Annotated in this window: 26 protein-coding genes and 1 tRNA gene; 22 read left to right on the forward strand and 5 right to left on the reverse strand. The window is 40.2% G+C overall.

Translation table 11 applies throughout. From position 1 onward, the window contains the following. The first annotated feature begins 15 nt into the window (after window positions 1-15). Window positions 16-516, forward strand: coding sequence for a GyrI-like domain-containing protein (locus ACYVRS_RS08400; RefSeq protein ID WP_312541237.1), 501 nt, complete (start codon window positions 16-18; stop codon window positions 514-516). A gap of 60 nt (window positions 517-576) precedes the next feature. On the opposite strand, the gene ACYVRS_RS08405 is transcribed toward ACYVRS_RS08400, so the two are convergent. The 3 genes from ACYVRS_RS08405 to ACYVRS_RS08415 form a co-directional block, all read right to left on the reverse strand. Further along, window positions 577-1,908: a serine hydrolase gene (locus tag ACYVRS_RS08405; protein WP_313538142.1), complete on the reverse strand. Its 1,332-nt coding sequence runs from the start codon at window positions 1,906-1,908 to the stop codon at window positions 577-579. 264 nt (window positions 1,909-2,172) lie between these two features. Beyond that, window positions 2,173-2,325, reverse strand: a complete 153-nt coding sequence (locus ACYVRS_RS08410; RefSeq protein WP_162838228.1) for a hypothetical protein — start codon at window positions 2,323-2,325, stop codon at window positions 2,173-2,175. Window positions 2,326-2,528: 203 nt separating this feature from the next. Further along, entirely contained in the window at window positions 2,529-2,870 is a 342-nt protein-coding gene (locus tag ACYVRS_RS08415) for a DUF4828 domain-containing protein (protein WP_313538144.1), read from the reverse strand. Window positions 2,871-3,046: 176 nt separating this feature from the next. On the opposite strand from ACYVRS_RS08415, the gene sfsA reads away from it, so the two are divergent. The 11 genes from sfsA (at window position 3,047) to ACYVRS_RS08470 (ending at window position 13,373) form a co-directional block, all read left to right on the forward strand. Continuing rightward, entirely contained in the window at window positions 3,047-3,787 is a 741-nt protein-coding gene (sfsA, locus tag ACYVRS_RS08420) for a DNA/RNA nuclease SfsA (RefSeq protein WP_461203147.1), read from the forward strand. A 17-nt stretch (window positions 3,788-3,804) separates the two neighbouring features. Continuing rightward, entirely contained in the window at window positions 3,805-4,806 is a 1,002-nt protein-coding gene (locus ACYVRS_RS08425; RefSeq protein WP_313538148.1) for a Gfo/Idh/MocA family protein, read from the forward strand. Between the two features lie 12 nt (window positions 4,807-4,818). Further along, on the forward strand, window positions 4,819-6,093 hold the full coding sequence (locus tag ACYVRS_RS08430) for a DEAD/DEAH box helicase (protein WP_313538150.1): 1,275 nt from the start codon (window positions 4,819-4,821) through the stop codon (window positions 6,091-6,093). Window positions 6,094-6,155: 62 nt separating this feature from the next. Further along, window positions 6,156-8,870, forward strand: a complete 2,715-nt coding sequence (locus ACYVRS_RS08435) for a sigma-54-dependent transcriptional regulator (protein WP_461203148.1) — start codon at window positions 6,156-6,158, stop codon at window positions 8,868-8,870. A 135-nt stretch (window positions 8,871-9,005) separates the two neighbouring features. Beyond that, window positions 9,006-9,323: a PTS sugar transporter subunit IIB gene (locus ACYVRS_RS08440; protein ID WP_054116520.1), complete on the forward strand. Its 318-nt coding sequence runs from the start codon at window positions 9,006-9,008 to the stop codon at window positions 9,321-9,323. A gap of 35 nt (window positions 9,324-9,358) precedes the next feature. Beyond that, window positions 9,359-9,676, forward strand: a complete 318-nt coding sequence (locus ACYVRS_RS08445; RefSeq protein WP_054116521.1) for a PTS lactose/cellobiose transporter subunit IIA — start codon at window positions 9,359-9,361, stop codon at window positions 9,674-9,676. 104 nt (window positions 9,677-9,780) lie between these two features. Then, on the forward strand, window positions 9,781-11,196 hold the full coding sequence (locus ACYVRS_RS08450) for a PTS sugar transporter subunit IIC (RefSeq protein ID WP_396170218.1): 1,416 nt from the start codon (window positions 9,781-9,783) through the stop codon (window positions 11,194-11,196). An 88-nt stretch (window positions 11,197-11,284) separates the two neighbouring features. After that, complete coding sequence (locus ACYVRS_RS08455) at window positions 11,285-11,506, forward strand: hypothetical protein (protein WP_313538157.1); 222 nt, start codon at window positions 11,285-11,287, stop codon at window positions 11,504-11,506. A 45-nt stretch (window positions 11,507-11,551) separates the two neighbouring features. Next, window positions 11,552-11,740, forward strand: coding sequence for a DUF3188 domain-containing protein (locus tag ACYVRS_RS08460; protein WP_313508559.1), 189 nt, complete (start codon window positions 11,552-11,554; stop codon window positions 11,738-11,740). Further along, window positions 11,737-12,150, forward strand: a complete 414-nt coding sequence (locus ACYVRS_RS08465) for a DUF3284 domain-containing protein (RefSeq protein ID WP_054116525.1) — start codon at window positions 11,737-11,739, stop codon at window positions 12,148-12,150. The genes ACYVRS_RS08460 and ACYVRS_RS08465 overlap by 4 nt, the downstream gene beginning before the upstream one ends. Window positions 12,151-12,188: 38 nt before the next feature. Beyond that, on the forward strand, window positions 12,189-13,373 hold the full coding sequence (locus tag ACYVRS_RS08470) for a GNAT family N-acetyltransferase (RefSeq protein ID WP_461203288.1): 1,185 nt from the start codon (window positions 12,189-12,191) through the stop codon (window positions 13,371-13,373). Between the two features lie 46 nt (window positions 13,374-13,419). On the opposite strand, the gene ACYVRS_RS08475 is transcribed toward ACYVRS_RS08470, so the two are convergent. Next, window positions 13,420-13,491: transfer RNA gene (locus tag ACYVRS_RS08475), tRNA-Arg, on the reverse strand. A gap of 174 nt (window positions 13,492-13,665) precedes the next feature. On the opposite strand from ACYVRS_RS08475, the gene ACYVRS_RS08480 reads away from it, so the two are divergent. The 3 genes from ACYVRS_RS08480 to ACYVRS_RS08490 all read left to right on the forward strand — a co-directional run bounded on the left by ACYVRS_RS08480 (window position 13,666) and on the right by ACYVRS_RS08490 (window position 16,024). Then, window positions 13,666-14,790, forward strand: coding sequence for a baeRF6 domain-containing protein (locus tag ACYVRS_RS08480; RefSeq protein ID WP_461203149.1), 1,125 nt, complete (start codon window positions 13,666-13,668; stop codon window positions 14,788-14,790). Between the two features lie 295 nt (window positions 14,791-15,085). Further along, on the forward strand, window positions 15,086-15,286 hold the full coding sequence (locus tag ACYVRS_RS08485) for a cold-shock protein (RefSeq protein ID WP_003126918.1): 201 nt from the start codon (window positions 15,086-15,088) through the stop codon (window positions 15,284-15,286). A gap of 105 nt (window positions 15,287-15,391) precedes the next feature. Then, window positions 15,392-16,024, forward strand: coding sequence for a YfbR-like 5'-deoxynucleotidase (locus tag ACYVRS_RS08490; protein ID WP_054116528.1), 633 nt, complete (start codon window positions 15,392-15,394; stop codon window positions 16,022-16,024). Between the two features lie 51 nt (window positions 16,025-16,075). Here the strand turns inward: ACYVRS_RS08490 and ACYVRS_RS08495 are convergent, their stop codons facing one another. After that, the gene (locus tag ACYVRS_RS08495; RefSeq protein ID WP_313538161.1) at window positions 16,076-16,846 is read right to left on the reverse strand and encodes an SDR family oxidoreductase; all 771 of its coding nucleotides are present in this window, start codon (window positions 16,844-16,846) and stop codon (window positions 16,076-16,078) included. Between the two features lie 196 nt (window positions 16,847-17,042). Here ACYVRS_RS08495 and ACYVRS_RS08500 point away from each other — a divergent pair, with 196 nt between their 5' ends. The 7 genes from ACYVRS_RS08500 (at window position 17,043) to ACYVRS_RS08530 (ending at window position 26,897) form a co-directional block, all read left to right on the forward strand. After that, complete coding sequence (locus tag ACYVRS_RS08500) at window positions 17,043-19,787, forward strand: helicase C-terminal domain-containing protein (protein WP_461203150.1); 2,745 nt, start codon at window positions 17,043-17,045, stop codon at window positions 19,785-19,787. Window positions 19,788-19,815: 28 nt separating this feature from the next. After that, window positions 19,816-20,316 carry a cell wall elongation regulator TseB-like domain-containing protein gene (locus tag ACYVRS_RS08505; protein ID WP_313538165.1) on the forward strand — a complete coding sequence of 167 codons (501 nt, stop codon included), beginning with the start codon at window positions 19,816-19,818 and terminating at the stop codon, window positions 20,314-20,316. A gap of 42 nt (window positions 20,317-20,358) precedes the next feature. Beyond that, complete coding sequence (locus tag ACYVRS_RS08510) at window positions 20,359-21,552, forward strand: pyridoxal phosphate-dependent aminotransferase (RefSeq protein ID WP_461203151.1); 1,194 nt, start codon at window positions 20,359-20,361, stop codon at window positions 21,550-21,552. Window positions 21,553-21,594: 42 nt separating this feature from the next. Continuing rightward, the gene (gene asnS / locus ACYVRS_RS08515) at window positions 21,595-22,893 is read left to right on the forward strand and encodes an asparagine--tRNA ligase (protein WP_313538169.1); all 1,299 of its coding nucleotides are present in this window, start codon (window positions 21,595-21,597) and stop codon (window positions 22,891-22,893) included. Between the two features lie 106 nt (window positions 22,894-22,999). Then, window positions 23,000-24,967, forward strand: a complete 1,968-nt coding sequence (locus ACYVRS_RS08520; protein ID WP_461203152.1) for a CDP-glycerol glycerophosphotransferase family protein — start codon at window positions 23,000-23,002, stop codon at window positions 24,965-24,967. Between the two features lie 57 nt (window positions 24,968-25,024). After that, window positions 25,025-26,170, forward strand: a complete 1,146-nt coding sequence (locus tag ACYVRS_RS08525) for a CDP-glycerol glycerophosphotransferase family protein (RefSeq protein WP_313538173.1) — start codon at window positions 25,025-25,027, stop codon at window positions 26,168-26,170. Next, entirely contained in the window at window positions 26,160-26,897 is a 738-nt protein-coding gene (locus ACYVRS_RS08530; protein ID WP_313538175.1) for a WecB/TagA/CpsF family glycosyltransferase, read from the forward strand. Before ACYVRS_RS08525 ends, ACYVRS_RS08530 begins: the two co-directional genes overlap by 11 nt. Window positions 26,898-26,909 lie beyond the last annotated feature (12 nt).

Raw genomic sequence — 26,909 nt, forward strand, 5'->3', positions numbered from 1 at the left:
GAAGGAGGATGAATCATGGAATTAGGTGAAGTCATTCGCGTGGATGTGCCAGCGTTTTATGTGATAGGGAAAGAGGGAAAAGGATTAGCAGAAGATGGCGGTTCTTGGGTACCTGCATTGTGGGAACTTGCCACGAAAGATTTTCAAGAAATTGAATTTTTAGTCAGTGATCAAGAGGCCAAAGATTTGGAATTTTGGGGACTGATGAGTGATGGAGACAAATGGTTAGAACCATGGCAAGAAACCGGACGTTATTTAGCTGGTGTCAAAGTCTTGACTGAAAATTTCCCACCAGTCGGTTGGGTGCGTTGGGAAATACCTGCCATGTCTTATCTTGCAATCAAAACAGATGAGAGAAACCTCGGTATGATGACGGAAAAAATGCTTTCTGAAGTTTTACCAGAAAACAAGGTACAATTGGCTGCCGCGATCCAGGAAAGATATCTTCCTCATTTCAAAGAAGGCGAAGTCGAATTGTTTTTCCCAGTGGAACCAGAAGAAACCCCGCAAATATGAGCGCATAAAAAAACGCATCCGCCCAAAGTTGATCAGTCAACCAGGGGAGATGCGTTTTTTTTAGAATAAGTTTGAAAAGAAAGAAGTGACGCCGCGCCAACCACGAACGAAAATATTGGCTTTTTCAACGGTGTCAGTTGTAACCAATGAGCTGGAAATTGTACTGCTTTCATCAACATACCCTAATGTATCGGCAGGGATCGATGCTGTGACAGTTCCGATTTCGGTATCCTTGCTGACAGGTGCTTGCAGCGCGGCATCGACAAATTGATCATTGTAGTCAATGGTTGTCGTATAAGCTGTTGCATCCATGTCTTTACGTACCCACAATGTCAAGCTGTCTTTGAGGGCTACAGATACAGTCAACTCTTTTCCGTCTTTGACAGCAACTGTTTTTGTATCTGACAGTTCAGCATTGGCCGGTAAAACCTCAACTTGTTCCCAAGCATCGAAAGAATAATCCATTAATTTCCCTGTTTCGATGAAACGTACACTTGGATTTTCAGCATGACCATTGACATTCAAGACGACAGTGATGATTCGTTGGCCATCTTTGACAGCTGTCCCGACAAAACAAGCACCAGCCAAATCCGTTGTGCCGGTTTTTAGGCCATCGACCCCATCCTTCGCATTGGTAAATCCTGGCAACATCCAGTTCCAGTTGACCATTTCTACAGGAGAATATGAACCTTCGCCGAACGTTTGCGTCGTTGTACTGGTGATCTCCAACACATCTGGAAAATCTTGCAGCAAGTGGCGTGCAACGATGGCTACGTCTTTTGCGGATAACTCATTTTCATCGGTGGAGGTAGAGCCGGGATAGATATTCTCTCCTAAGTATGAATTATTCAGGCCAGAAGCATTGACCAGTTTTGCATCGTCGATCCCCCAAGAGCTGACTTTTTCCTTCATCAAGTCAACAAAATCACTTTCCGAACCAGCGATTTTTTCAGCTAGGGCGACAATAGCAGCATTTGCAGATTGTATATAACTGGCGTCATACAAATCTTTCACAGTATAGGTGACGTCTTGATGCAGTGGGACATTGGATAGGTTAGGAGATACACTCAAATCAGCTGCATACTGTGAGATCTCCACCGTGTCGTCCCAAGCAAGATTGCCCTGTTCTACTTGTTCTGCAACCAGATATAAACTAATGATCTTAGTGATGGATGCGATGCCCATTGCTGTATCCCCATCTTGATCATATAAAATTTTCCCAGTATCAAAGTCTAAGGAAAAAGCCGCTTTGGCATCAATAGAGAAATCTTGTATCTCTGCTGTACTTATCGCAGTATCGTCTGCATAAGAAACGAGGGGCAATCCAATGGCAACAAACAGCATCATGCAAGCCGCAACGAGTGAGTACCCAAATTTGGTCATTTTTGGCATAGTATTAGTTAGCTCCTTTAGTCTGTATCTAAAAAAAAAGTTTAACAAAGTGTAGCGACGGTTGCAATACTATCGGAACAAACTTAGAAAGAATATTGCAAATAAACATGGCTTTATCTATGTTCCTATGAACAAGCAGAGGGGCAAGCTGCATCGAATCTAGCTTAACCAGTAAAGCTTAATCGTAACTTAAAAACAAAAAAACCTTTCTCTGTACAAGAAAGGTGGCGGTACAATGATCAAACACATCGATGAAGGATTTGGCTACTGTCTGCGATTGTCTTCGTTGTGGATTCTAACGGGAACTTTCACTTGTTTGGCTTCTTGGTCCATCAATAAACGTGCCATAAAGAATGTGCCTGCCAATAAAGCTGCCAATGCGAAAATGGAGAATAGTGAAATAAATGTAGCTAACATATGAATCCCTTCTTTCTGTTTTTTAGTAATGTGGAAGGTAGGAATCGAACCTACACCTTAAATTATGAACGATCAAACATCACTCAACGGAACACCTTGTTCAACCACTTGATATATGTATCATAGCATGAACCAGCGCTAAAAGCTGGGAAAAAGTCTGAGTAATAACAGAAGAATTTGTGAAGAAAGGATGAACAGTACTGTCACATTTTTTTGAGGGAATAGTGGGTATCTTCCGCTTCATCATAAAGTGTGATGACGGCACCTTTTTGTTCAAAAATCAAATGATACCCAAACGTATCCAACAAGACAAGCCGCGTAGGTGTGAGTTCAACGATTGTCGTAGGAATCAATTTTTCTTCTATTAAAAGGGTGTAATCAGCAGTGATATCTACAATCACAGGTTTGTTCATCTTTAAAGTGAACTGCCATTTGCCAATAAAATTTTGTCGAATCTCTTGTTTTTGTTTTTCTTTTTTTAGTAAAATGGAGCTGACAAACCCTGTTGCCAATGATAAGCCAATCAACAATGATTTCTTTTTCACAGATTCACGTCCTATCTCGTGCCGCTTCAGTGATTGACCCGTAAAAAAGGGACAATGAAGTAGCAAAATCGTTGAAACTAGTATACCATGAGTAAGTAAAAAAACATGGTACTTTAGTTTGAACTTTAGAAGTTTTTAGAAAACTATGCTATGATTCAAAAAGAATAGGTGATAAAGTGAATTACCCGAATATCGTCAAAGCTTCTTTTATCGTTAGAGAAAATCGGTTTGTTGCTCGTTGCCGTTTGCTTACCGGCGAAGAAGTCATTGTTCATGTCAAAAATACCGGTCGAGGCAAAGAAGTGCTGATCGAAGGGGTACCAGTGGTCTTACAGTATTGGGATAATCCTAAGCGGAAGACCAATTATGATTTGATTGCAGTCAAAAAGGGCACCCAATGGATCAATATCGACAGTCAAATCCCGAATCGCTTAGCGTATGAAGGGATGCTTGATGGGCAAATTCAATTGCCTGGATTGAAAGGCGAAATTGTCCTGTTGCGGCGAGAAGTGGTCTATGGTCAATCGAAATTCGACTTTTATCTGGAAACCAATCAAGGTGAAACGGGCTTTGTGGAAGTCAAAGGGATGACGTTGGAAAATCATAGAGTTGGCGCATTTCCAGACGCGCCTACCCTTAGAGGTTTAAAGCATGTCAATGAATTGATCCATGCCAAAAAAGCTGGTTACTATGCTGCGGTCTTATTTTTGATTCAATTTGAAGGGGTAGACGTAGCAACGATCCATCGTAAGATGCAACCAGCATTGGCAGAGGCAATCGCCCAATCCCAGTTGGCGAAGGTCTCAGTTTTTGCATACAATTGTCAAGTGGACGAAGGAAAGATCTCACTTCTCTCCCCAATACCATTTGATTTAGCAGCACCATTTATAGATCCAAATGATCCAACGATTGAATAAAGAAAGAAGGCATTCTTATGATTCATTTAGGCATTATCGGTACCAATTGGATAACTGATCAATTTGTTGAAGCAGCACACCAAACCAACCGCTATCGGTTACGTGCTGTCTATTCAAGAACTTTGGCCAAGGCGGAAGCCTTTGGCCAAAAATATGGCGAGGTTCTTTATGAAACAGATCTACAGGCTTTTTTTGACTTGCCGGAGATCGACACTGTCTATATCGCCTCTCCCAATAGTTTACACTTTGCGCAAGCCAAACAAGCGATTCTTGCAGGCAAACACGTGATCGTCGAAAAGCCTGCGTTTTCAACACCACGAGAAATGGCAGAAATCATCACATTGGCAAATCAGCAACAAGTCCTGTTTTTTGAAGCAGCTCGGAACATCCACGAAAAAAGCTTCCGGACCGTGGCCGATTTCTTACCAACAAAAGGTGCGATCATTGGGGCCAACTTTTCTTATATGAAATATTCATCTCGCTATGATGCTGTTTTGGCAGGGGAAGAACCGAATATTTTTTCTCCTCATTTTTCCGGCGGCGCATTGGCAGACTTGGGCGTCTATACGATTTATGCCACTTTGGCTTGGTTTGGCAAACCGGAAGGGATCCATTACTTTGCCCGCAAGCTGCCAACAGGTGTCGACGGTATCGGGAGTGCGATCTTACGTTACCCGACTTTCGATGTGACGATCCAAACAGGAAAAATCGCTGACGCGCATTTGCGTTCTGAAATCTATTTTGACAATGGGACATTAGACCTAAATGCTGTGAATGCCATCGAAGAAGCGACATTCTATGGCCGTTCAGAAGCGGATACCCAAGAATTAGCGGTTGCGGCGCAAGCGAATCCAATGGTAGAGGAAGCCAATGATTTCGCAGATGTGATCGAAGACAGTACTGATCCGCAGCAAGGGAAACGCTATGAAGAATGGGTTGAGCTGGCACGCAGTGTCAATGAAACGATATACCTCATGCGGAAACAAGCAGACATCGATTTTGATGCAGACCAAGAGTAGGAATGGATAAAAATGACAGAATTTAAATATACAACATGGCCAGCTGCCTGGCAGAAACTTTGGCAAGATGCTGGATTCAGCGCGCCTTCACTGATCCAAGATAAAGTCTATGAACCATTAGCACAAGGACAATCACTGATTGGTGTATCGCCAACAGGTTCTGGAAAAACATTGGCTTATCTTTTGCCGCTTTTAGGCAAAGTAAAACCAAAGGAAGGCAATCAACTATTGATTTTGACTTCTTCGCAAGAACTTGCGATGCAAGTGACTGAAGTGGCACGCATATGGGGGCAAGCAATTGGTTTGGCTGTTCAGCCGCTGATTGGTGGAGCCAACACCAAACGCCAAGTGGAGAAGTTGAAAGCAAAGCCTGAAGTATTGGTGGGGACACCTGGCCGCGTCCTAGAATTGATTAAAGCAAAAAAAATCAAAAGCCAACAAATCGACATGCTGGTTCTAGATGAAGTTGATCAATTATTAAAAGAAGGACAGCTTGGTTTAGCGGCCAAAATCAATCAGACTTTAACAAAACAAGCACAACGCTGTTTCTTTTCGGCGACCGCCAATGAAGTAATCAAAGAGATTCAGCCTCTAGTTGATGGCACACCATTGCTCGTTGATGTGACGGCCGACGATCAAAGCAAAGGAATGATCCACCATTATTATTTGGTCTATCCACAACGGAAAATCGTAGATGCTTTAAGACGTCTGGCGCACTTACCGGATTTTCGCGGCTTGGTCTTTTTTAACGAATTGAGTGCGATGGGGAATGCCGAAGAAAAACTGCTATATCATGGATTACCCGTGGCAACATTGGCCTCTGATCAAAATAAATTAGCCCGTCGTGGTGCGCTGGAAAGCTTTAGACAAGGAAAAATCCGTCAGTTGTTGACGACGGATGTTGCTGCCCGAGGCTTAGACATCTATGAGCTGCCGTATGTGATCAATACTGAGGTGCCTTTAGACAAAGAATCGTATCTTCACCGTGCCGGCCGTGTGGGACGGATGGGCAAAGAAGGAACAGTGGTCACGATCCTTCAAGAACATGCCGTCAAAGATTTGAAGAAAATCGCGAAGCAGCTGGAGATCTCATTGCAAGAAGTTTATCTTCATGGTGGTGCGTTACACACTGAAGCACCGATCAGCACGCCGGACCCAGTAAGCAAGGTGAAAGTTAAAACTGTGCAGAAAACTTCCGTGAAAACACCTGAAAAGTTACACACTCCCGCAAAAAAAACCAAAAAGAAACAAAAAAACCAAAAAGACAAAGGGAAAAGACGCCATTGAGCGTCTTTTTGTGTTACCATTAAAAGTGGAAAAAATAGTGTGTAATATGAGGAGGCTGTTGAATGAACTCTCGAAAAGAAGAGATATTTCAAGCGATTGAACTGCATAAACAAGGATTGACTGCAGTTGATGTAGCGAATATCCTGCAAATCGATCGCAGCAATGCTAGCCGTTATCTCAGTGAATTATTCAAAGAAAATAAAATCGGCAAACGCGCAGGCCGACCTGTGGTCTATGAACCATTAGAAGAAACAGTCCATGTCGATATTTCTTCAGAAGTCAGTTTTGAAAGTTTGGTTGGGGTTCAAGCTTCTTTAAAAGTCAGCATCCAACAAGCGAAAGCAGCCATTTTGTATCCACCTAGAGGGTTGCATACCATCATCTTCGGAGAAACCGGGACCGGGAAGTCGATGTTTGCAGAATGTATGTATCATTTTGCAGTTGAATCAAAGATGCTGAAAAAAGATGCCCCCTTTGTCTCCTTCAACTGTGCAGACTACGCACAAAATCCGCAATTGTTGTTTGGTCATATTTTTGGTATCAAAAAAGGTGCCTATACTGGAGCAGCTGAAGACAGTCCAGGTTTGATGGCTAAAGCAGATGGCGGCATTTTATTCTTAGATGAGATCCATCGTTTACCCCCAGAAGGGCAAGAAATGCTGTTTACCTTTATTGATAAAGGTGTGTATCGTCCATTAGGAGAAAGCAATCAAGTCTATGAAGCTGCTGTTCAAATCATTGGGGCGACCACGGAATCTTCCACCAATTTTTTAACGACCTTCAATCGACGGATCCCAATGGCGATCACATTGCCCAACGTGGAAAGTCGCTCTTTAGACGAACGCTACGAGATCATCTCTTTATTTATCAAACAAGAAGCGACACGTTTGAATCAGCGGATCGATGTCGAACGGGATGCGATTTTGGCATTTATGCTTTATGATGCAGAAGGCAATATCGGTCAAATCAAACGTGATCTAAAACTGGTATGCGCCAAGGCTTTTCTGCATTATCGGACGTATGGCAAAAAGAATTTGCTGATTCGCAAGGAAGACTGCTCTTTGCAAGTGCAAAAAGGCTTATTAAAAATCAAAGAACTCTCCGAGCGTTTGGATCGCTTTCTAGAAGGAAAAGGTGATTTCTTATGTTTTGAGCCAGGTGATCAAGACATCGTCTGGTCCCATGATCCGCAAAGAAATATGCAAGTATATAATGAAATCGAAGAAAAAGTCAGTTCTCTGATCGAAACAGGTGTCGAAAATATTGATTTAGAAAATTTGATTTCCAAGGATGTCGATCTCTACTTTGAAAAATATGTCGAAGAATTGACCCAACACCCAGTGCATAAAGAATTGATTCCTGAAGATATTTGGCGCTTGGCCAATCGTCTATATGATATCGCAGAACAAGAATTGTCCCGCAGTTACAGTGAAAAAGCCCGTTTTGCTTTTGCATTGCATGTGCAAAGCACATTGGAGCGGGTCAAAGATGGACATATGATCGTCCATCCCGACTTGAATACAGTGCGCAAGAACCTTAAATCAGAGTTTCAAGTCGCTATGGATCTCTCTACAATCATTGAAGAAGAGCAGCACGTAGAGATTCCTTTTGATGAGATTGGGTTTATCAGTATGTTCTTAGCTATTCAAGTCAAGCAAGCGGCGGATTTGCCATTAGAAAAAATTGAGATCATTGTGCTGATGCACGGAACAGCTACTGCCAGCAGTATGCTAGCTGCAGCCCAAGAATTATTGGGGACCAAAAACGGTCAGGCCATGAATATGTCGTTGGATATGTCCGTTGGCCACATGTATGATCATTTACTGACTTACGTAAAAGAACATAAAGAGCAGCTGGATAATGGCTTGCTGTTATTAACAGATATGGGATCATTGAATTCTTTTGCAAATCTGATCTTTGAAGAAACCGGCATTCGTACCAAAGCAATCTCGATGACCAGCACCATGATCGTTCTTGAAGCTTTACGAATGGCCGACAGCGGACGAAGTCTAGAAGACATTTATCAAAACATCCAGCGTTCTTTTGAAACCATTGTTCAAGAACAATTTAGAACCGTGCACGAGGCAAAAGGAAGCAAAAAAGCTGTGATCGTCACGTGTTTTACTGGCGAAGGCGTCGCAGCCAAGCTGTATCAACGGATTTTCCCGGTGGTTGACCAGGCCCAAGTTGAAATCATCCAGATGCAATTTATCGAAAAAGAAACCTTCAAAAAACACATCGATGGTTTATTAGAGGAATATGAAATCAAAGCGATTGCTGGAACAGTCGAAATCGATTATCAAAATATTCCCTTCTTTTCGGCGTACGATGTTTTTGATGATGATCGGCTGAATGTCTTGAAACGAATCGTTTCCGATGAAGTACCCATCGAAAAAATCGTACGTTCGTTAGAAAATACGTTGACGCATGTCGGCTCAGTCTATCATTTGATCGAAAGTTTGCAAAAGATCGTCCATCAGATCCAAAATCAGCTGCATGTGATCGTTGAACCGACTGTTGATGCGGGGTTGGTGATCCATCTAGCCTTTTTGGTAGAAAGCTTACTGAAAAAAGAACCAGGCAGACAATTTAAAGACTTGTCGACATTCCAAAAAAAATACCGTATTGAGAATGATGTGTTACGGACCCATCTTTTGCAGATCGAAAAAAATTACCAAGTCAAAATATCGGAAGATGAAATTGCGTATTTGACACAAATGTTTTTAGAAAATGAAATCAAAAATTATCATGAATCCGCACACAATATTAGTGTGTAATGAGAATTTGATAAGTGTGTAAGGAAGTGAATTGGTTCAGACCTTTGATTTAACAAGGTTTGAACCGATTTTTTTTTGGCACGTTTTTTGCTTAATAGTTAAGTGTAACCACGAATAGAAAGGAGGAACTACACAATGGCTAAAAAAACGATTATGCTTGTTTGTTCAGCAGGAATGAGTACTAGTTTACTCGTAACAAAAATGCAAAAAGCGGCGGAAGCTAAAGGAATGGAAGCAGATATCTTCGCGGTCTCAGCTTCAGAAGCCGATCAGCATTTAGAGTCTAAACCAGTCGATGTGCTGATGCTTGGACCACAAGTTCGATTCATGAAAGCACAATTTGAACAAAAATTGGCACCTAAAGGAATTCCTTTAGACGTCATCAACATGGCAGATTATGGCATGATGAATGGCGAAAAAGTTTTGGCGCAAGCTGAAAGCTTAATGAAATAAACAAATGTATGGAAGTGTAAGGAGGATTTTTTAAGATGGATGAGCAAAATTTGGAAGCCATTATGGGATTGATCATGTATGGAGGGAATGCCAAAAGTGATGCAATGGAAGCAATCGCTGCTGCAAAAGAAGGCAACTTTGAGTTAGCGGATGCGAAAATCAAAGATGCTGAAGCATCATTGGTTGAGGCACACCATTCTCAAACAGGTCTATTGACACAAGAAGCGCAAGGCAATCACATGACTGTCACTTTATTAACAGTGCATTCACAAGACCACTTAATGACATCAATCGCATTTACCGATTTAGCGAAAGAAATCATTGATGTCTATCGACGTCTAAATAACGAATAATCTTTGAACGGATAGAAGTAGTTATTGTCGATGAATCAAAAAATCTTCTTTAACGAATAGGACTTATAGGAGGAAATAAAAAAATGGATGGACTAACAAGTTGGATGGAGAGATACATTCTCCCTGTAGCCGCAAAAATCGGCGCCCAGAAACATTTAGTCGCTTTGCGTGATGCCTTTATTGGCACAATGCCTGCTACGATGGCAGGTTCGATCGCCGTAATGATCAATGCAATTATTCGTGATTTACCACCACAATTTTGGCCAAGTTATGATGCAAGCACTATTCCTGTGATTCGTGAAATTATTAGTATCAATGGCTTTGTTTGGAATGGTACCTTAGCAGTGGCTGGATTGGTTTTTGCTTTTTCATGGGGATATAATTTAGCTAGAGCTTATCGAGTGAATGATTTAGCTGGTGGTATCGTCGGTGTGGCAACGTTGATTCAAGGAATTGCTTTTTCTTACAGCACTTCTGTTGCAACGACAGTTCCAGCAGCTTTAATGGATGAAATCAATGCCGGCTCTGCAAGCACTGGTTGGTCGGCAACTGCCGATGCACTTACAGCAGGCGGTTGGGGTTGGTTAAAACTTGATCACTTGAACGGAAATGCTTACTTTACCGTTATGATCATGGGTGCAATCTCAGTCATTATCTTCTGTAAATTGATGTTAGCAGATATTACGATCAAAATGCCTGATTCAGTGCCACCTGCAGTATCTAAAGCATTTGCTGCGATTTTACCGGCAACGATTGCTTTGTATGTGATCGCAATCATCAATTTTGTTGTTGGCAAATTAACAGATGGTCAATTGATCATTGATTTGGTGCAAAAATATATCGCAGAACCATTCTTGGGATTGTCACAAGGCTTGGGTGCTGTATTGATCGTTACGATTTTTGTTCAAATCTTTTGGTTCTTTGGTATTCATGGGCCAAACGTATTGGCACCAGTATTAGAAGGTATTTGGGGTCAAGCACAGTTGATCAATATCGATATCTTCCAAAAAGGATACGAAGGTCAAACTGGTACGAATGCAGTCTTAGCAGCAATTGAAGATGGTAAAGCATACATGTGGGTTCGTGGATCATTTGATGCATTTGCCTGGTTTGGCGGTTCTGGCGGAACCATCGTGCTATTGATCGCAATCTTGATTTTCTCTAAACGTGCTGATTATCTTACTGTAGCGAAACTATCGATCGGACCTGGTGTTTTCAATATCAACGAACCTGTGATGTTTGGGTTACCAATCGTATTGAACGCAATCATGTTCATTCCATTTATCGTGGCACCACTTGTTGCAACAACAATTGGTTGGTTAGCAACATACTTCGGATTGGTTGCACCAGTGTCACAACAAGTGACTTGGGTCGTACCACCGATGCTGCTATCGTTCCTAGCAACAGGTGCTGACTGGCGCGCACCAGTAGTTACCCTTGTTTGTATGGTGGTGACACTCTTTATCTGGGCACCATTCGTTATCTCAGCAAATAAAATTGATCCAAAATTAGGCGAATAGCCCTTTAACAATTTGAGGAACTGCTATCGCTTCAGGTGAAGTAGGCAGTTCCTTTATTGTTTATAAACAAACAGCAGGAGGAAAAGTTATGATCTCAATCGCAAGCGCAATGCAGCAAGATGCAATCAAAGAGCTTTTAGAAAACTACAACGAAGATGGGTTAAGTTACTCATTCAAAGAAAAGCAAGGCATCAAATTACTCTTCACAACGACAGGTAAAGACACAGAAGCTGCAGCGAAGAAAGCAAAAGAACTGATCAAAGCACAACCATGGGGTACAGTTTTATATTTTCAAGCAGCAGCAGTTTAAATATACTGTTTTCATGACAACCAATGAAAGATGGGATGGTTCAAGATGTTAAAAAACGGCTTGTTTTTATGTAGTATTGGGTTATTGGTGATTTTGTACAGTATGAATCCCAATAATTTGCAGTTAGATATTTTCAGTTTCACTACAGGGATCGCCCTGATCGTCGCCGGCAGTGTTTTGTTCATGAAAGGCAAGAAGAAAGCTGAAGAGTCAGACAGGAGGCAATCTGAGTGAAAGTAGAAAAAACATTAACGATTCCCGCTAAGGCTTTTTACGATCAAGTCATCAATTCTGTGATTTTTGATATTAGAAAAGCAACTGGAAAAACAATCTCAGCAAAACAATTAGAGGGATTTGAGTATGTAAAAGAATTTTCCTCTTCCAGCCGCGCCAAGATCTCGATTGGTGAAGTCGTGGAAAATCAAGTTTATCAATTCAGAACAGAAACAACAAAAAATGAATTTGTGGTGCGGTATGAAATACAGGAAATCGATGCGAAAACCAGCAAAATCATCTATACTGAAACGATGAAATCATTTGGCATCATGCAACAATTGAATGATATGGTCTTAGGTACGATTTTGGGCTATTTCAAACGAAAACAATTCAAGAAAATGCTTGTCATGATGGAAGAAGCATATTAAAGGGGTCTTAAGACGCCTTTTTTGTGTTAAAAGGAGAGATGTTTGTGTGTGATGTAAAAAAAATGACCACGTTTGGTGATCAAGAAGTATTGGATTTGGTAGCCTACGCATTCCAATGGGAATTGAGTGAAAAAAATATTGACCGTTACCAAAGGCTCGCTGCGCATTCATGGAATTATGGATCATATGACACGGAAGGGAAACTAGCCAGTCAAGTCATGGCCACTTTGTTCAATGTAAACTTGTATGGAACAGCCTACCCAATGGCTGGCATCGGATTTGTGGCGTCTTATCCTGAGTATCGTGGACAAGGAAGAATCGACCAAATCATGCAAGAAATCATTAAGGACTGTTATGAACAGAACATTGTTCTCTCCTATTTGGCGCCATTCTCCTTCCCTTTTTATCGCAGATATGGGTATGAATATACCTTTGAACGCAGCGTGTATGATATTCAGTCTTCTGATTGGACAGATAGTCCTAAGACTGCTGGATCGATCAAACGACTAGCCTGGGAGCAGGCCCAACCGATCATTCATCAAATTTATCACCAACAGCTTAAGAATCAAAGAGGGGCACTTATTCGGGACGCGTGGTGGGAAGATATCAAGTTCACCTTGCGCAAAACATTTACCTTTGCAGTCTATTACAATGCGTCAGGAACGCCAGAAGGTTACTTGATTTACTCAATTGAGAAGGGCATCTTTACGATCGATGAATGGGGCTATCTCACTGGTGAGGCATTTCATGGGCTGAACCGTCTGATCGTTTCGCATCGAGATTCAGTTGCTAAGATTCATTATCAAGTAGGAGATGATAGCAGACATTTACAAACGTTTGCCAAAAAGCCTATGCCAGCTAGCCTTTCTAGGCCAGATATGATGACAAGGATCATTGATTTAGAGTTGTTTTTACAAACTTATCCCTTCACGAAGAAAGAAGGGAAGATTGCTTTACAGATCGAAAATGATGTCTACGCGCCATGGAACAACGGCGTATATGAACTCTCTTTTGCGCAGCAAAAACCAGTGGTCAAACGAGTAGAGAAGACAGATCTTCCTTGTTTGACTGCTTCAATTCAGCGTATCGGGCAATTGTTATTTGGGGTTCAAGAAATCGACACTTGTCAATTTTTCGGTGAAGTGAAGGCGGATTCTGCCGTTAATGCTTTTTTCCAAAATAACCTGCCTAAAGAGAAACCAGTTTTGGAAGATTATTTCTGAAGAAAAAAACACCCATGCGTACGTCTGCGCATGGATGTTTATGTAACGTTCCCTGCCGGGATCGAACCAGCAACTAATCCTTAGGAGGGACTTGTTATATCCATTTAACTAAGGGAACACAGTAGTTCTATTTTACCTGTAAATACGTATTCCCGCAAGATAAGAATGAGAAGAAAAGGTAGGTTTCTCTCTAAGATGATCGTGGGTATCATGCTGCAATCGTTTTATTTTGTCAGAAAAATCATGCGTGGTACACTTGATTTGTATACGATAAAGTAGGAGGTAATGTGGAATGGTAAAAATTGCGAAATCTTTTTTGTCACAAGTTACAGCTGAAGGGCTCAACGGACCATTTGTCACCATTATGCTTAATACGCATGTCGGACACCAAAATGTTGAAAAGGACCAAATCAAGTTCAAGAATTTTGCCAAAGAAGCAAAACGACGTTTCGAAAAGAAATACCCCGAACACGATTGGGCACCTTTTCAAAAGAAAATTGATGAAATTTTGGCGGATCAATCCTTCTGGCGCAGTAGTACAACTAGTGCAGCTGTGATTTTAACACCAGAAGAAGTGTTGATTCACCGTTTAAGTATTCGTGTCGATGATCAATATTATGTTGGCGAGACACCATACTTGTTGGCAATCATCAAGAATGCCCAATTCAATGATCCATTTTATTTATTGGCATTAAATCGAGATTCAATGAAAGTATATCAAGTTGAGAATAAAGTGGTGTCTGAGGTTGAACTGCCTGAAGAGGCACCCACAACGATCGAAAAAGCGTTAGGTGAAGAAATCTCCGGCGGCGGTGATTTTAATTATAGCGCCCAAGGGGGAGCCAATACAGGCGGAGAAGGCGTCGCTTATCATGGGTTTAGTGCCAAAGATGAAGAGTTGGAGATCGACCATGTCAATTATTATCAAGCAGTGGATACTTTCTTCAGGAATGACTTTCCAAATGACGACAATTTGCCGCTTTATCTCTTTGCATTACCAGAAAATCAAACCCTTTTCAAAAAGAATGCCAAAACGAGCTATTTCCAAGCAACACCAAATCTGGCGACTTCACCAGCGCCAATGTCAGTGAAAGAAGTTCAGGTGTGTGTGGATAAACTTGTAGAAGAATTGACACAGCATCAAGTATCGACGTATGAAAAATTGCTGGATCGCAAATTTATTGATCAATTGGTAGATATTATTCCAGCTGCCAAAGAAGGACGTATTGGCCAACTGTTTATTGCGACATCTAATCTAGCAGATGGATTTGGTGAAGATCCTGATACCGAATATGATCGTCGACAAGTCCTGAATACGCTGGCCAAGGATGTAGTGGACAACGGTGGCGAAGTGTCGATTCTAGAACAAGAGGATGCACCAGGCGGAAAAAGCTTAACGGCGATATTACGCTATTAACGAACAAACCAACAGATCAATGAAAGACTCAGCCTATTGACGCGATCAAATGGCAAATCAAAGCAGGGATGACGGCCAGATTTCGGGTCGTCATCCTTTTATTTTAAAAAAATAAATGCGTTTACATTTTTTTAGATTTTCTATTAGTCAAGGCGATTGTTGTGTGCTATAATACAAAGTGTAGTATTTGTTGCGGTAAATTATGGTAGCTTGTTTCATCTTAAACATCTTCCACATTTTCACCTTATACAAGTAATTGCAAAATATGTGTATATACACAAGGAGGATTTTTATTATGGAAACAGGTACAGTGAAATGGTTTAACTCAGACAAAGGCTTCGGATTTATCACAGCAGAAAACGGCAACGATGTATTCGTTCACTTTTCAGCTATCCAAGGCGAAGGCTTCAAAACTTTAGAAGAAGGCCAAGCAGTTACTTTCGATATCGAAGACGGACAACGCGGACCTCAAGCAACTAACGTAAACAAAGCTTAATTTAAATTGTCGATTTAGAGCAGCCTAGCTGCTCTTTTTTTATACATATTTTTATTTGTTGAATCGTTTTTGACTTGTTATACTATTGAAAAGGGGGGACTTTATATGGGCTTGAATGAATTTATTTTAGGGTTGGCCAATTTGGAGAAAATCCAACGTGCACCTGGTTTTTTCAAATTTACTGAACATAGTGTGGCAGCCCACTCATTTCGCGTTACGATGATTGCGCAAACGTTGGCAGATATCGAAGAACGAGCTGGCAATACGGTCAACTGGCAGATCCTCTATGAAAAAGCACTGAATCACGATTATACCGAACGCTTCATCGGAGATATCAAAACACCGGTGAAATACGCCAACAAAGAGCTGCGGGCGATGTTATCTACTGTAGAAGAAAAGATGACGGATGTGTTTATCGAAGAAGAGATCCCGCGAGATCTTCAAGCAATCTACCGTCGTCGATTGGCAGATGGCAAAGATGATAGCTTAGAGGGCCAATTGCTGGCGATCGCGGATAAAATCGACCTGTTGTACGAATCATTTGAAGAAATCACCAAAAGCAATCCGGATAAAGTATATAAAGAAATGTTTCGTGAAGCAGTCTTAACGGTCAAAAGTTTCCGTCATCGTCCATCGGTTTCATACTTTTTTGAAGCAGTCTTTCCTGAACTGCTAAATGCCGATTTTTATGGGAAAAAGGCCTTTTTAGATGAAATTGCCACATTGATCGAAAAATAAAAACGTTTATCAACCAGACTGCAGCAGCAATGGTTGATAAACGTTTTTTGATTATAGCAAAGATTCAGCGCCATCGATATAGACTTCGGTCCCTGAAATATTCCCGGCAGCTTCAGATGACAAGAACAAGACGAGGTTGGCTACTTGTTCTGGGACGCCTGTTTCTTGTTTCAGTGGGCGGGCACCTTCTGGATAATCAACCGGTATTTCGATATCAGCAACTGCTGGTTCAACATCCGTGCGATCATCGATATTGGTCGAAATGGCGCCAGGACAGATAACGTTGACTCTGATATTGTAGCGCGAAAGTTCAAGAGCAGCCATTTTCGCAAAAGCCACTTGTCCTGCTTTAGAAGTACTATAAGCAGAAGCACCAAAATTGCTGAAGACGCGGTTGCCATTGACTGAACTCGTGATCACGATACTGCCGCCATTGGCTTTCATTAACGGAACAGCGGCTTTGACGGACAAGAACGTGCTGCGCAGGTTGGTGTTGATCGTTTGATCCCATTCATCGATCGTCAGCGCTTCGATGGGGGTGAAGGTTCCATTGATCCCTGCATTGACGTGTAATATATCTAAACCGCCCATTGCATCAGCCAGTTTGGTGATGGCGGATAGCAATCCTTGACTGTCCGTGACATCCACTGTTTCAACATACACCTGGGCACCGAAAGATTCTTTGATTTGGCTAAGTTCGTCCGCATGCAAATCGATCAACCCCACCTGCGCACCTTGTTGAATAAATTGCTCTGCCGTCGCTTTGCCGATTCCTGAAGCAGCACCAGTCACGATGACCCGTTTGTGCTTAAAGCCTTCCATATGAACGCCTCCTTTTCTTTAAGTATAAGAAACTCCGCTTATTTTGTCGAAAATAAGGCATCCGTCAGGCAGTGGCTGTTGCTGCTTATTCTTGCATCGAAGGAATCTTTTCCTTGAGGCAGGATTGACTGCAAAACTAATGTATCGCCTTCTCTTTTTGTAGTATAATGCAAACAGTGTGCAAGGAGGTTATACCATGAAACCCATATATGCTGTGGTAGATCTTGAAACCACGGGGACGGATGCAGCTGTCGATCGTATCATTCAGTTTGGCTGTGTATTGGTTCAAGATGGCAAAGTGATCAATCGTTTTGCGACCGATATCAATCCTGACCGCCGCATTTCACGACAAATTCAAAATTTGACACACATCACAAATCAACAAGTGAAGCAAGCACCTTATTTTGAAGATGTTGCTGATATTATTTTTAATTTACTCAGCAATACGATTTTTGTCGCCCACAATATTTATTTTGATTATCAATTCTTAAGTAATGAGCTGGTCCGTTGCGGTTTACCAGCATTAACGATTCCAGGTATCGACACCGTGGAGTTGGCGCAAGTCTTTTTACCGACTGAAAGTAGTTTTCGTTTAGGTGATTTGGCTGATAGTATTGGCTTTATACATGAAAATCCACATCAAGCAGATAGCGACGCAGAAGTGACTGCCGCCTTATTGATGTATATTGAAGCCATCATGAAAGAATTGCCGCGGACAACGTTGAAACAAATCGCTTTGTTGAGTGGCCAAATGGGGATGCAGACGAGTGCATTTATCCATGCAGTCTTGAAAGAAACAGCCACGACATTGCCTGATGGGCTGGAAGAAGTGGATGGAATCGTTCTCCGTAAAAAAGAGAGTAAGATGTTTGCCTACAACCATTACCATAAGCCCTACCCGGAAGTGAAAGCCGAAAAGATGGCACAGTTTGGGCCGCATTTGGCCTATCGCAAGCAGCAAGCGCGATTGATGAATGCTGTGTACAATCATTATAGTCAAACAGAGAAAAATTTGATTCTAGAAGCAGAAACAGGCATGGGGAAAACGATTGGCTATTTATTTCCAGCAGCTTATTTCGCTACGCCCAATAATCCAATGATCGTCAGTACTTCATCGATTCTTTTACAAAATCAAATCATGGATAAAGATGTCCCTCTAGTGAATCAGGTGTTAGATCAACCTATCCAAGCAACGGTCATCAAAAGTCATCGCCATTATATTGACTTGCAGCGGTTTAAGGCTACTTTAGATCAGCCTGTCGATCAAAAACAGTATGCACAGTACCAAATGGGGATTTTGGTTTGGTTAACGAAAACAATTTCTGGCGACTTTGATGAACTGAATTTGGTTCGGCTAGACCATCCTATATTCACTGAGATTCGCCATCGCGGCCTTGAATTTCTGTCAGATAAGCAAGCATTTTATCGCCATGATTTTTTGCGGCATGTGTACCAACAAGCAGCCCAAAGCAATGTGTTGATCGTCAACCATGCGTTCTTATTGCAAGAAACTAGACGTCGGGAACCATTGCTGCCAGCAAGCGATTATCTACTCATCGATGAGGCCCAGCAATTGCCTAGTCAAGCTGAAGGATTGTCACAGTACAGCTTTGACTCGGCCTACTTTAAGCGGCAATACTTGCAATTCAACGAGGACGGTTTGTTTGATCAAGCAGCAAATGTCCTAGACCAAGAACAGCAGATCCTCCCTTTATTCAATCTGTATCGCGATGCACTTGCTGTGTTGATCGATACGCAAGAAGATTTTTTTGGCAGCCTCAATCTAGCGTCTGACGTAAATCAAGTGCTGCAACGGACTGATTTGTTCAGGAGTGATGTTGATCAAGATCGAACGTACCGTAAGCTTATCCTTTATTATCAAGAAATTACTGAGATGCAACAGCGATTACAGCATGGTTTTACGGAACTGCATGTACGCATCACTGCCCAGCAACGCTTACTGATTGCGCGGTTACTCGACTATTTTGAGCAGTTCCAGCGGCAAGCATATACGGTCACGACGTGGCTGGATAGCTGGCATCCACGATATGTTCATTGGTTGAAGCTGCATCCAAATCAACGAACAGCCACGATCGAATTGGCCGATCTAGAAGGAAAACAGGTGTCGGAAAGTATCTGGTATCAACGCTACAGTCATATTATTTTTCTAGGAGGGACATTACGGATCCCTGGCAACAAAACTTATTATGCTCAGCAAATTGGGATACCAGAAACACCTGTCAAAACAATCCCGGCTTTTTATGATTATGAAAAACAAGCCCGGCTTTATGTGGTCAAACAAGGGATCTCGATCCAACAGGCCTCTACGAATGAATATGCCGATTTTCTTGCCGAGGCCTTAACACCGCTCCTCTTTGAGCAAAAACAGCCAACACTGGTTTTGTTTACTGCCCATGACACGTTGAAAGCCGTTTATGACCGACTGCACAAGAAAGCCTTGAATCAAGGCAGAGAATTGATCGCACAAGGAACCGGCGGTAGCCGCGAAAAAATCTTGAAGAAGTTTTTGTTGGCAGAAAATGGCCTTTTGTTTGGTACCAATAGTTTCTGGGAAGGGGTCGATCTTCCAGGACAATCGCTTAAAATTGCCGTGGTTACCCGCTTGCCATTTGAAAATCCGCAAAATCCGCTGGTCAAAGCGCGACATCAATATTTGACAGCGCAAGGCATCGATACGTTTAAAGAAGATGCCTTGCCAAAAGCTATATTGCGTTTAAGACAAGCTTTAGGTCGTTTGATTCGCTCAGAAAAAGACGCGGGTGTCATGGTCGTCTTAGATCGCCGTTTGCTGTCTACGAAATATGGCAAACGAATGGTCAATGGACTACCCAAAAAACTGCCGTTGATCGAAGCAACACCAAGTGAAATGACCGAAGATATTCGTCATTTTTTTGAACAAGAGAACCAAAGTCTGCTATAATAAAGCATATTTAAAAGGAGAAAATAGTATGCAAACAAAAGACAAAGAACAGCGTCGGGTCGTCATCTTGTTGATCGCGATCACCACGTTGCTTGTGCTGATCATTTTTTCTTCGATTTTTTATCTTCGCGCATCAAGGCCCATGCGGCAAGCACGAAGTGAAGCAATCGATATTGCCGAAGAATATACGGACTTAGCAGAAGTGGATCAATTCTATTGGTTTACCAGAGAGTCAACTTCTTTTAGCCTTGTGGGTAAAGACAACAATGAAAAAGAAATCGTTGTGATCATTCCCAAAAGCGGCGATAAGGTCACGGTCTATAATCAAGAGGATGGATTGACAGAGGCCCAAGCCAAACAGACCATCCAGGAGGCACATCCAGATCAAACGATTCAAAAAGCCACCCTCGGTCTTTATGAAGATACGCCGGCGTGGGAAATCATGACAAAAGATAGTGAGGGCGGGTTGAGTTATTTTCTGATTGCATTTAAAGACGGGAAAGAAATCAACACGATCACGAATATGTAAGAGACAATTCTTGTAAAAGGGCACGCAGAAAGGATGATCGAAATGGTACTGTCAAAAAGAGCTGAAAAATTAGAACCATCCGTCACTTTAGCGGCTTCTGCAAAAGCAAAAGCCTTAAAAGACCAAGGAATCGATGTATTAAGTTTAACTGTTGGGGAGCCTGACTTCTTTACCCCAAAAAATATCCGGGCAGCTGCCATCGACGCTATCGAAGCGGGTAAAGTCAGCTTTTATACACCGACAGCTGGCATTCCTGAACTAAGAAAAGCCATTACGAACTACATCGAAGCATTTTATGGATTGTCCTATGATACAAACCAAGTCATCGTGACTGATGGCGCGAAGTTTGCGTTATACACACTTTTTCAAGCATTGCTTGATGAAGCAGATGAAGTCATCATTCCGGTGCCGTATTGGGTAAGCTATGCTGAGCAGATCCGTTTAGCCGAAGGCACGCCTGTATTTGTAGAAGCGACGCAACAGGCTGGATTCAAAGTAACGGTTTCTCAATTAGAAGCAGCGCGGACAAACAAAACCAAAGCCATTATCTTGAATTCACCTGCCAATCCAACCGGTGCCATTTATACGAAAGAAGAATTGTTGGCCATCGGGGAATGGGCTGTTGCACATGATATCTGGATCATTTCCGATGATATCTATGGTCGATTGGTGTATAACGGCCACGAATTTACACCAATCGCGACTTTATCAGATGCCATCCGCAAACAAACGATCATTATCAATGGCGTGTCAAAAACCTATGCGATGACAGGCTGGCGCATTGGGTTCGCTGTAGGGGATCAAAGGATCATCGGTGCCATGATCGATATTGCTTCACAGGCAACAAGCAACCCGCCAGCGGTCAGTCAATATGCAGCCGTGGAAGCATTGACCGGCAATCAAGACTCTATCGAGGTCATGCGTCAAGCGTTTGAACAACGCTTGAATGATTTGTATCCACTGATCGCAGCTATTCCTGGGTTTGAATTGACGAAGCCTCAAGGTGCATTTTACCTTTTTCCGAATGTCAAAGAAGCCATTCGCCTATGCGGCTATCAAACGATTGATGAGTTCGTAGAAGGATTGCTGGTAGAAGCCCATGTTGCAGTTGTTACCGGTGCTGGCTTTGGTGCACCAGACTATCTAAGAATCAGTTATGCGGCAGATTGGGACACATTAGCAGAAGCTGCCAAACGGATCCATGATTTTGTTGAAAACAAGCGTCAAAACGTATAAAATGCTTTATGGTGCTTTAAATAATAGTTAGGAGAGAATCAAGTGAAATCTATTCAAATTCTAGATGCAAAACATCACGTGGGCGAAACAGTCCAAATTGGTGCTTGGATCGCCAACAAGCGTTCCAGCGGCAAAATTGCCTTTTTGCAATTACGTGATGGCACAGCTTATTTCCAAGGGATCGTTGTCAAAAGCGAAGTTGGAGAAGACGTTTTTCAATTGGCAAAAAATCTTAGCCAAGAAACAGCAGTATTGATCACGGGAGAAATTCGTGAAGACAGCCGTTCTAAATTCGGCTATGAAATCGGCATTTCAGGGATTGAAGTAGTTGGCGAAAGTCATGATTACCCAATCACGCCCAAAGAACATGGTACCGACTTTTTGATGGATCACCGTCATTTATGGCTGCGTTCTTCCAAACAGCACGCCATTATGCAGATTCGAAATGAAATCATCCGGGCAACATATGAATTCTTTAATCAAAACGGCTTTATCAAAATTGATCCGCCGATTTTGACCGGTTCTGCACCAGAAGGCACCACTGATTTATTCGAAACCAATTATTTTGACCAAAAAGCCTATTTGTCACAATCTGGTCAATTATACATGGAAGCTGCGGCCATGGCTTTTGGCAAAGTCTTCTCATTTGGTCCCACATTTAGAGCAGAAAAATCGAAGACGCGTCGTCATTTGATCGAGTTTTGGATGATTGAACCTGAAATGGCCTTTATGCATCAAGAAGAAAGCTTAGAAGTTCAAGAACAATATGTGGCATTTCTTGTACAAAGTGTTTTAGACAATTGCGATTACGCTTTAGATGTTTTAGGACGCGACCGGGAAGTCTTGCAAAAATATACCAAATTGCCTTTCCCACGTATCTCTTATGATGATGCAGTGGAGATGTTGCAAAAGAATGGCTTTGAAGATATTCAGTGGGGAGATGACTTTGGTTCACCGCATGAAACGTTTATTGCCAATTCCTTTGATCAGCCAGTCTTCATTTTGAACTATCCTAAAGCGATCAAACCATTTTATATGAAACCACATCCAACACGAGAAGACGTCGTGATTTGCGCGGATATGATCGCACCTGAAGGGTATGGCGAGATCATTGGCGGCTCAGAACGGGCTATCGATCATGATTACGTCCTAGAACAGATCCAAGCCCATGGATTAGATGAGAATGAGTATTCATGGTATTTAGATTTGCGTAAATATGGCTCAGTGCCGCATACTGGCTTTGGGTTAGGATTAGAACGGACAGTGACTTGGTTATCAGGTATCGAACATGTACGGGAATCAATTCCGTTTCCACGTTTGTTGAACCGGATTTATCCATAAGGAAAGAAAAGTTTTCTAAAATAATCCGGTGAATAATCACTGGATTATTTTATTGTTTTTTAGTTTTGACTAAAGGTATAAAATTTTTTGAAGAAAGAGAATAAACATGGAAAAATTATTTCTAAGTACACATGATCAATATTTTACTATTGAATCTGAGTTTACTATATTGGACAATCTGCGTATTTCTAAAGGTAATAAAGAAAAAGAATTTGAATCTGTTTCTAAAAATAAATGGAGAATCGCGGCTCATGACGTTGCTGAATTATTAACATTAGGCCAAGAAGATCGTGCAGCAATTTATTACAGCAGTGAAATGAAAGAAATCACTGTTGAAAATTTCGAACTAAGTGTAGATTCATCTCTAATGATTGAAGTCAAAAATACAGTGCTCTATTTATACATAACCCTAGATAATAATCTTAAGTTTATTTGGAATCAAGAACCTTCTGCAAGAGCATTTTTAGAAGATTGGGCAATACAGAGCCTTGAAAAAGGTAACAATAAAGATATTCAAGTTTCATTAAAATTAGATTCAAAATATATTCAATTATCGAAAGATTTTTTGGTAATTAAAAATAGAAAAGAGAATATCTTAAGTGAAATAGAAATGAAAAGCATAAGTATAAATAAAGTGAATGATAATCTATATAGAAATATTGCAAGTTTTAATTTCGATATTCAATCTATTTTACAGGATATCCATCCAAATATGATATATGATACTTTCGATACTACGATTTTAGACTTCTTTGTTAGAATAGAAGTTGAACAATTGTTGGTTACAGATTATAAGTTTCGATTGAAATTCCCTGAATGCAAAACTGTTTCTATCGAAGAAATGTGGTTGGACTATTCTGATCATATGAAAGTATTATTTAATTGGTATCCCACACTTCATGGAATGTTTTCGTCTAAATTAGGTTTTTTAAAAAATGAAGAGTATGAAATATTTATTAAAAAAGAGCAACAACCTGTTTCTAAAGATGAAAAGCTCATACTGATAACAGAGTATCCTCATAAGGCACAAGATAATGGACGTTTCTTCTTTGAGTATTTAATGACTAAACAATCTAAATATAAACCATATTTTATTATTACTAAAGATTCTAAAGATATAACAAACCTAGAACCTTTTATGGAAAATGTTGTTATTTTCAAAAGTAAAAAGCATATTGAATTGTTGTTTAAAGCAAGCTATATTGCGCATACCCATACTTCTAATTATGCTTTGCCTTTTTTATCGAAGTCAACTGAGCGTATGAAATCAAGTATGAAAAAAGTTTTTTTACAACATGGAATTATAGCGATAAAGAATGTTGACTTTGTATATAGTAAAGTGACAAATCCTTCGCTGACTGATAAATTTTTGGTTTCTTCAGAAAGAGAAAAACAACAAGTAATGAAACAATTGTCCTATGAAGAAAACGAAGTTGCTGTAACTGGCTTAGCCCGTTTTGATTCTTTACTAAATGGAAATTCCTTTTTTAAATCCTTTTCTCTTAGAAAAAATGTGTTGATCATGCCTACTTGGAGGAAGGGACAAGACTTTCTGACTGACCAAGAATTTATGGAGACAGATTTTTATCAATATTATTTTGAGTTGTTAAATGATGATCAATTCCTATCATTAATTAAAAAGTTTAATTTGAATGTACGTCTTTATTTGCATAATAATTTTCAAAAATATAATCATTTATTTTCTTCTGAAAGTATTGAGATTATAGAAGCAGGTACGAAAGATGTTCAAGAATTGCTCAAAGAACATGGTATTTTGATTACAGATTATTCGAGTGTAGGACTTGATTTTGCATTGCAAAAAAGAAGTGTTATCTATTATCAGTTCGACCAAGATAAAGAAGAAGTGAGTGAAGGCGCAAGTGAAAATAAGGATTTATTGCCGGGTCCTGTTTTCACCAGTAAGAAAGAACTAATTCCTTTTATAGAAAAAAAGATAAAATTCAATATTTTGGAAAAGCAATACAAAAAAACATTGAAAGAAAATATTTTCCCTTATGATGATAAACATTCGTGTGATAGAATCTATGCCGTCCTTGAGCAATTAGACAATTAAGTGGATTGCATAGTAAGAACAATTGATACCTATTTTCCATAAAGGGGTGAATATTCTTTGGTTAATTATTTGATTAGTTTGATAAAAGAACTGTATCTGATTTCTGTTGGCCTCTCATCTAAATTAAAGAGGAAGAATCATGATAAGGTAGTTTTTTTACTCAGTTTTCCTGAAACAAGTATATATGTTATCGATGAGTTATATAAGAAATATGAAGGAAGGCTAATTGTTTGTTATACTAACAATGCGAAGAGTAGTATGGAAAAGTATATTAATCTCAATATCGATCTCTATAATATCGATTCTTTTCCGACATTACTTCTAAAGGTGAGTCCGATTGTTAGAACAGCAACGATAGTTTTATGTGATAATTATTTTGCTTTTTTAGGCGGAATCAACTTTTCAGCAACCACAAACATTGTTCAATTATGGCATGCGAACGGGGCAATCAAAAAATTTGGGATTGAGGCTTTATACGCTTTAAAAATGAATAAAAAAGATATTTTACGTTATCAAAAAGTGTATAGTAAATTTACTCACTTTATCGTTAGTTCTAATAAAATGGGTAATATTTTCCATAAAAGTTTTAAAAGTGACGGCAAACTTCTTTGTTTTGGCTATCCGCTAACAGATTACTATTTTTCTGATAATCAAGAGAGGAAAATAGTTACCCTCAAAAAAAAATTAAATAAAAAAGTTTTATTATATATACCAACCTATCGAGATCAGAATTTAAAATCAATCAAGGATATAGCCAAGATAAAAAAAATGTTCGAAAAAGAATGGATCATACTCGTTCATCCACATCCAAGAGATAAGTTTTTAATTAAGCAGCTTTCAGAATATGATTTATTAAATCAGGAGTTTATGGGATCTTCATTACAAGATCTTCTTATAGTAGCAGACTGTATAATCACTGACTATTCTTCTGTGGTATTTGAATACACGATAGCTAATCCTAAAGGACAGATTGTTTTCTATTGTTACGACATGGAAGAATATTCTAAAACAACAGGTATTCAGTCTGATTTCGGTGATTGGGCTAAACCGATGATTGCTAAAGATTTGGAGGAATTAATTCACTTGATTCAATCCAATAACATTTCTGAAAGTCATTTAATCAATAAATTATGGAATGAATACACCGCAGGGAAGGCAATATGTCAATTAACAGAATGGATTGATCAAATATATGATAACTGAACAAATAATGGGGATTCCTGTAGATAATTTGACCTATGAAAACATTTTAGAAGATATTCCTAAATACGCGGATAAAAATAAAAAAATGTCAATTATTAGTATCAATCCTCAAATTTGTGTAGAGTCTAAACATTTTCCTGATATCGTGAAATTTATTGACTCGAGTACACATAGAATTCCAGACGGTATAGGTATTGTTTTAGTCTCTAAGTTGACGGGTGGCCATATCGCTAAAAGAGTTGCAGGATTCGATTTAATGATTAAGTTACTTCACTATGCAAATGAAAATAAAAAAAGTGTTTTTTTCTACGGCGCAAAACCCGAAATATTAAATGATGCTGTAAAGAATGTGATATCAACTTATCCTAACATTGAAATTTCTGGTGCAGTGGATGGCTACACAGAGATGCAAGAAGAAGCAATTGTGGCAGAAATTAATATGCACAAACCGGATTTCCTTTTTGTTGCATTAGGTTTTCCAAAACAAGAACAATGGTTAGCTCGTAACCTCTCTAAACTTGACGTTTCTATATTTCAAGATGTTGGTGGAAGTTTTGATGTTCTTAGTGGACATGTTAAAAGAGCCCCTCAGATTTTTATCAATTTACATTTGGAATGGTTATACCGGTCAATAAGTAATCCCAAAAGAATGAGTAGGATTTTTCAGTTGCCCATATTTTTGGTAAAAAGTTTATACTGGAACGTAAAACAAAAATCGTTGTTATAGAAAAGAAGACTA

The organism is Enterococcus salsurae (assembly GCF_054784955.1).

Excerpts from the sequence above, each read along its gene's own strand:
- ACYVRS_RS08505 (WP_313538165.1), top strand. The coding sequence starts at position 19,816 with ATGCAAACAAAAGACAAAGAACAGCGTCGGGTCGTCATCTTGTTGATC.
- ACYVRS_RS08455 (WP_313538157.1), top strand. The coding sequence starts at position 11,285 with ATGATCTCAATCGCAAGCGCAATGCAGCAAGATGCAATCAAAGAGCTT.
- ACYVRS_RS08480 (WP_461203149.1), top strand. The coding sequence starts at position 13,666 with ATGGTAAAAATTGCGAAATCTTTTTTGTCACAAGTTACAGCTGAAGGG.
- ACYVRS_RS08530 (WP_313538175.1), top strand. The coding sequence starts at position 26,160 with ATGATAACTGAACAAATAATGGGGATTCCTGTAGATAATTTGACCTAT.
- ACYVRS_RS08405 (WP_313538142.1), bottom strand. The coding sequence starts at position 1,908 with ATGCCAAAAATGACCAAATTTGGGTACTCACTCGTTGCGGCTTGCATG.
- ACYVRS_RS08425 (WP_313538148.1), top strand. The coding sequence starts at position 3,805 with ATGATTCATTTAGGCATTATCGGTACCAATTGGATAACTGATCAATTT.
- ACYVRS_RS08510 (WP_461203151.1), top strand. The coding sequence starts at position 20,359 with ATGGTACTGTCAAAAAGAGCTGAAAAATTAGAACCATCCGTCACTTTA.
- ACYVRS_RS08440 (WP_054116520.1), top strand. The coding sequence starts at position 9,006 with ATGGCTAAAAAAACGATTATGCTTGTTTGTTCAGCAGGAATGAGTACT.
- ACYVRS_RS08500 (WP_461203150.1), top strand. The coding sequence starts at position 17,043 with ATGAAACCCATATATGCTGTGGTAGATCTTGAAACCACGGGGACGGAT.
- ACYVRS_RS08400 (WP_312541237.1), top strand. The coding sequence starts at position 16 with ATGGAATTAGGTGAAGTCATTCGCGTGGATGTGCCAGCGTTTTATGTG.
- ACYVRS_RS08495 (WP_313538161.1), bottom strand. The coding sequence starts at position 16,846 with ATGGAAGGCTTTAAGCACAAACGGGTCATCGTGACTGGTGCTGCTTCA.
- ACYVRS_RS08460 (WP_313508559.1), top strand. The coding sequence starts at position 11,552 with ATGTTAAAAAACGGCTTGTTTTTATGTAGTATTGGGTTATTGGTGATT.
- ACYVRS_RS08410 (WP_162838228.1), bottom strand. The coding sequence starts at position 2,325 with ATGTTAGCTACATTTATTTCACTATTCTCCATTTTCGCATTGGCAGCT.
- ACYVRS_RS08520 (WP_461203152.1), top strand. The coding sequence starts at position 23,000 with ATGGAAAAATTATTTCTAAGTACACATGATCAATATTTTACTATTGAA.
- ACYVRS_RS08445 (WP_054116521.1), top strand. The coding sequence starts at position 9,359 with ATGGATGAGCAAAATTTGGAAGCCATTATGGGATTGATCATGTATGGA.
- ACYVRS_RS08430 (WP_313538150.1), top strand. The coding sequence starts at position 4,819 with ATGACAGAATTTAAATATACAACATGGCCAGCTGCCTGGCAGAAACTT.
- ACYVRS_RS08435 (WP_461203148.1), top strand. The coding sequence starts at position 6,156 with ATGAACTCTCGAAAAGAAGAGATATTTCAAGCGATTGAACTGCATAAA.
- ACYVRS_RS08490 (WP_054116528.1), top strand. The coding sequence starts at position 15,392 with ATGGGCTTGAATGAATTTATTTTAGGGTTGGCCAATTTGGAGAAAATC.
- ACYVRS_RS08470 (WP_461203288.1), top strand. The coding sequence starts at position 12,189 with ATGTTTGTGTGTGATGTAAAAAAAATGACCACGTTTGGTGATCAAGAA.
- ACYVRS_RS08450 (WP_396170218.1), top strand. The coding sequence starts at position 9,781 with ATGGAGAGATACATTCTCCCTGTAGCCGCAAAAATCGGCGCCCAGAAA.
- ACYVRS_RS08485 (WP_003126918.1), top strand. The coding sequence starts at position 15,086 with ATGGAAACAGGTACAGTGAAATGGTTTAACTCAGACAAAGGCTTCGGA.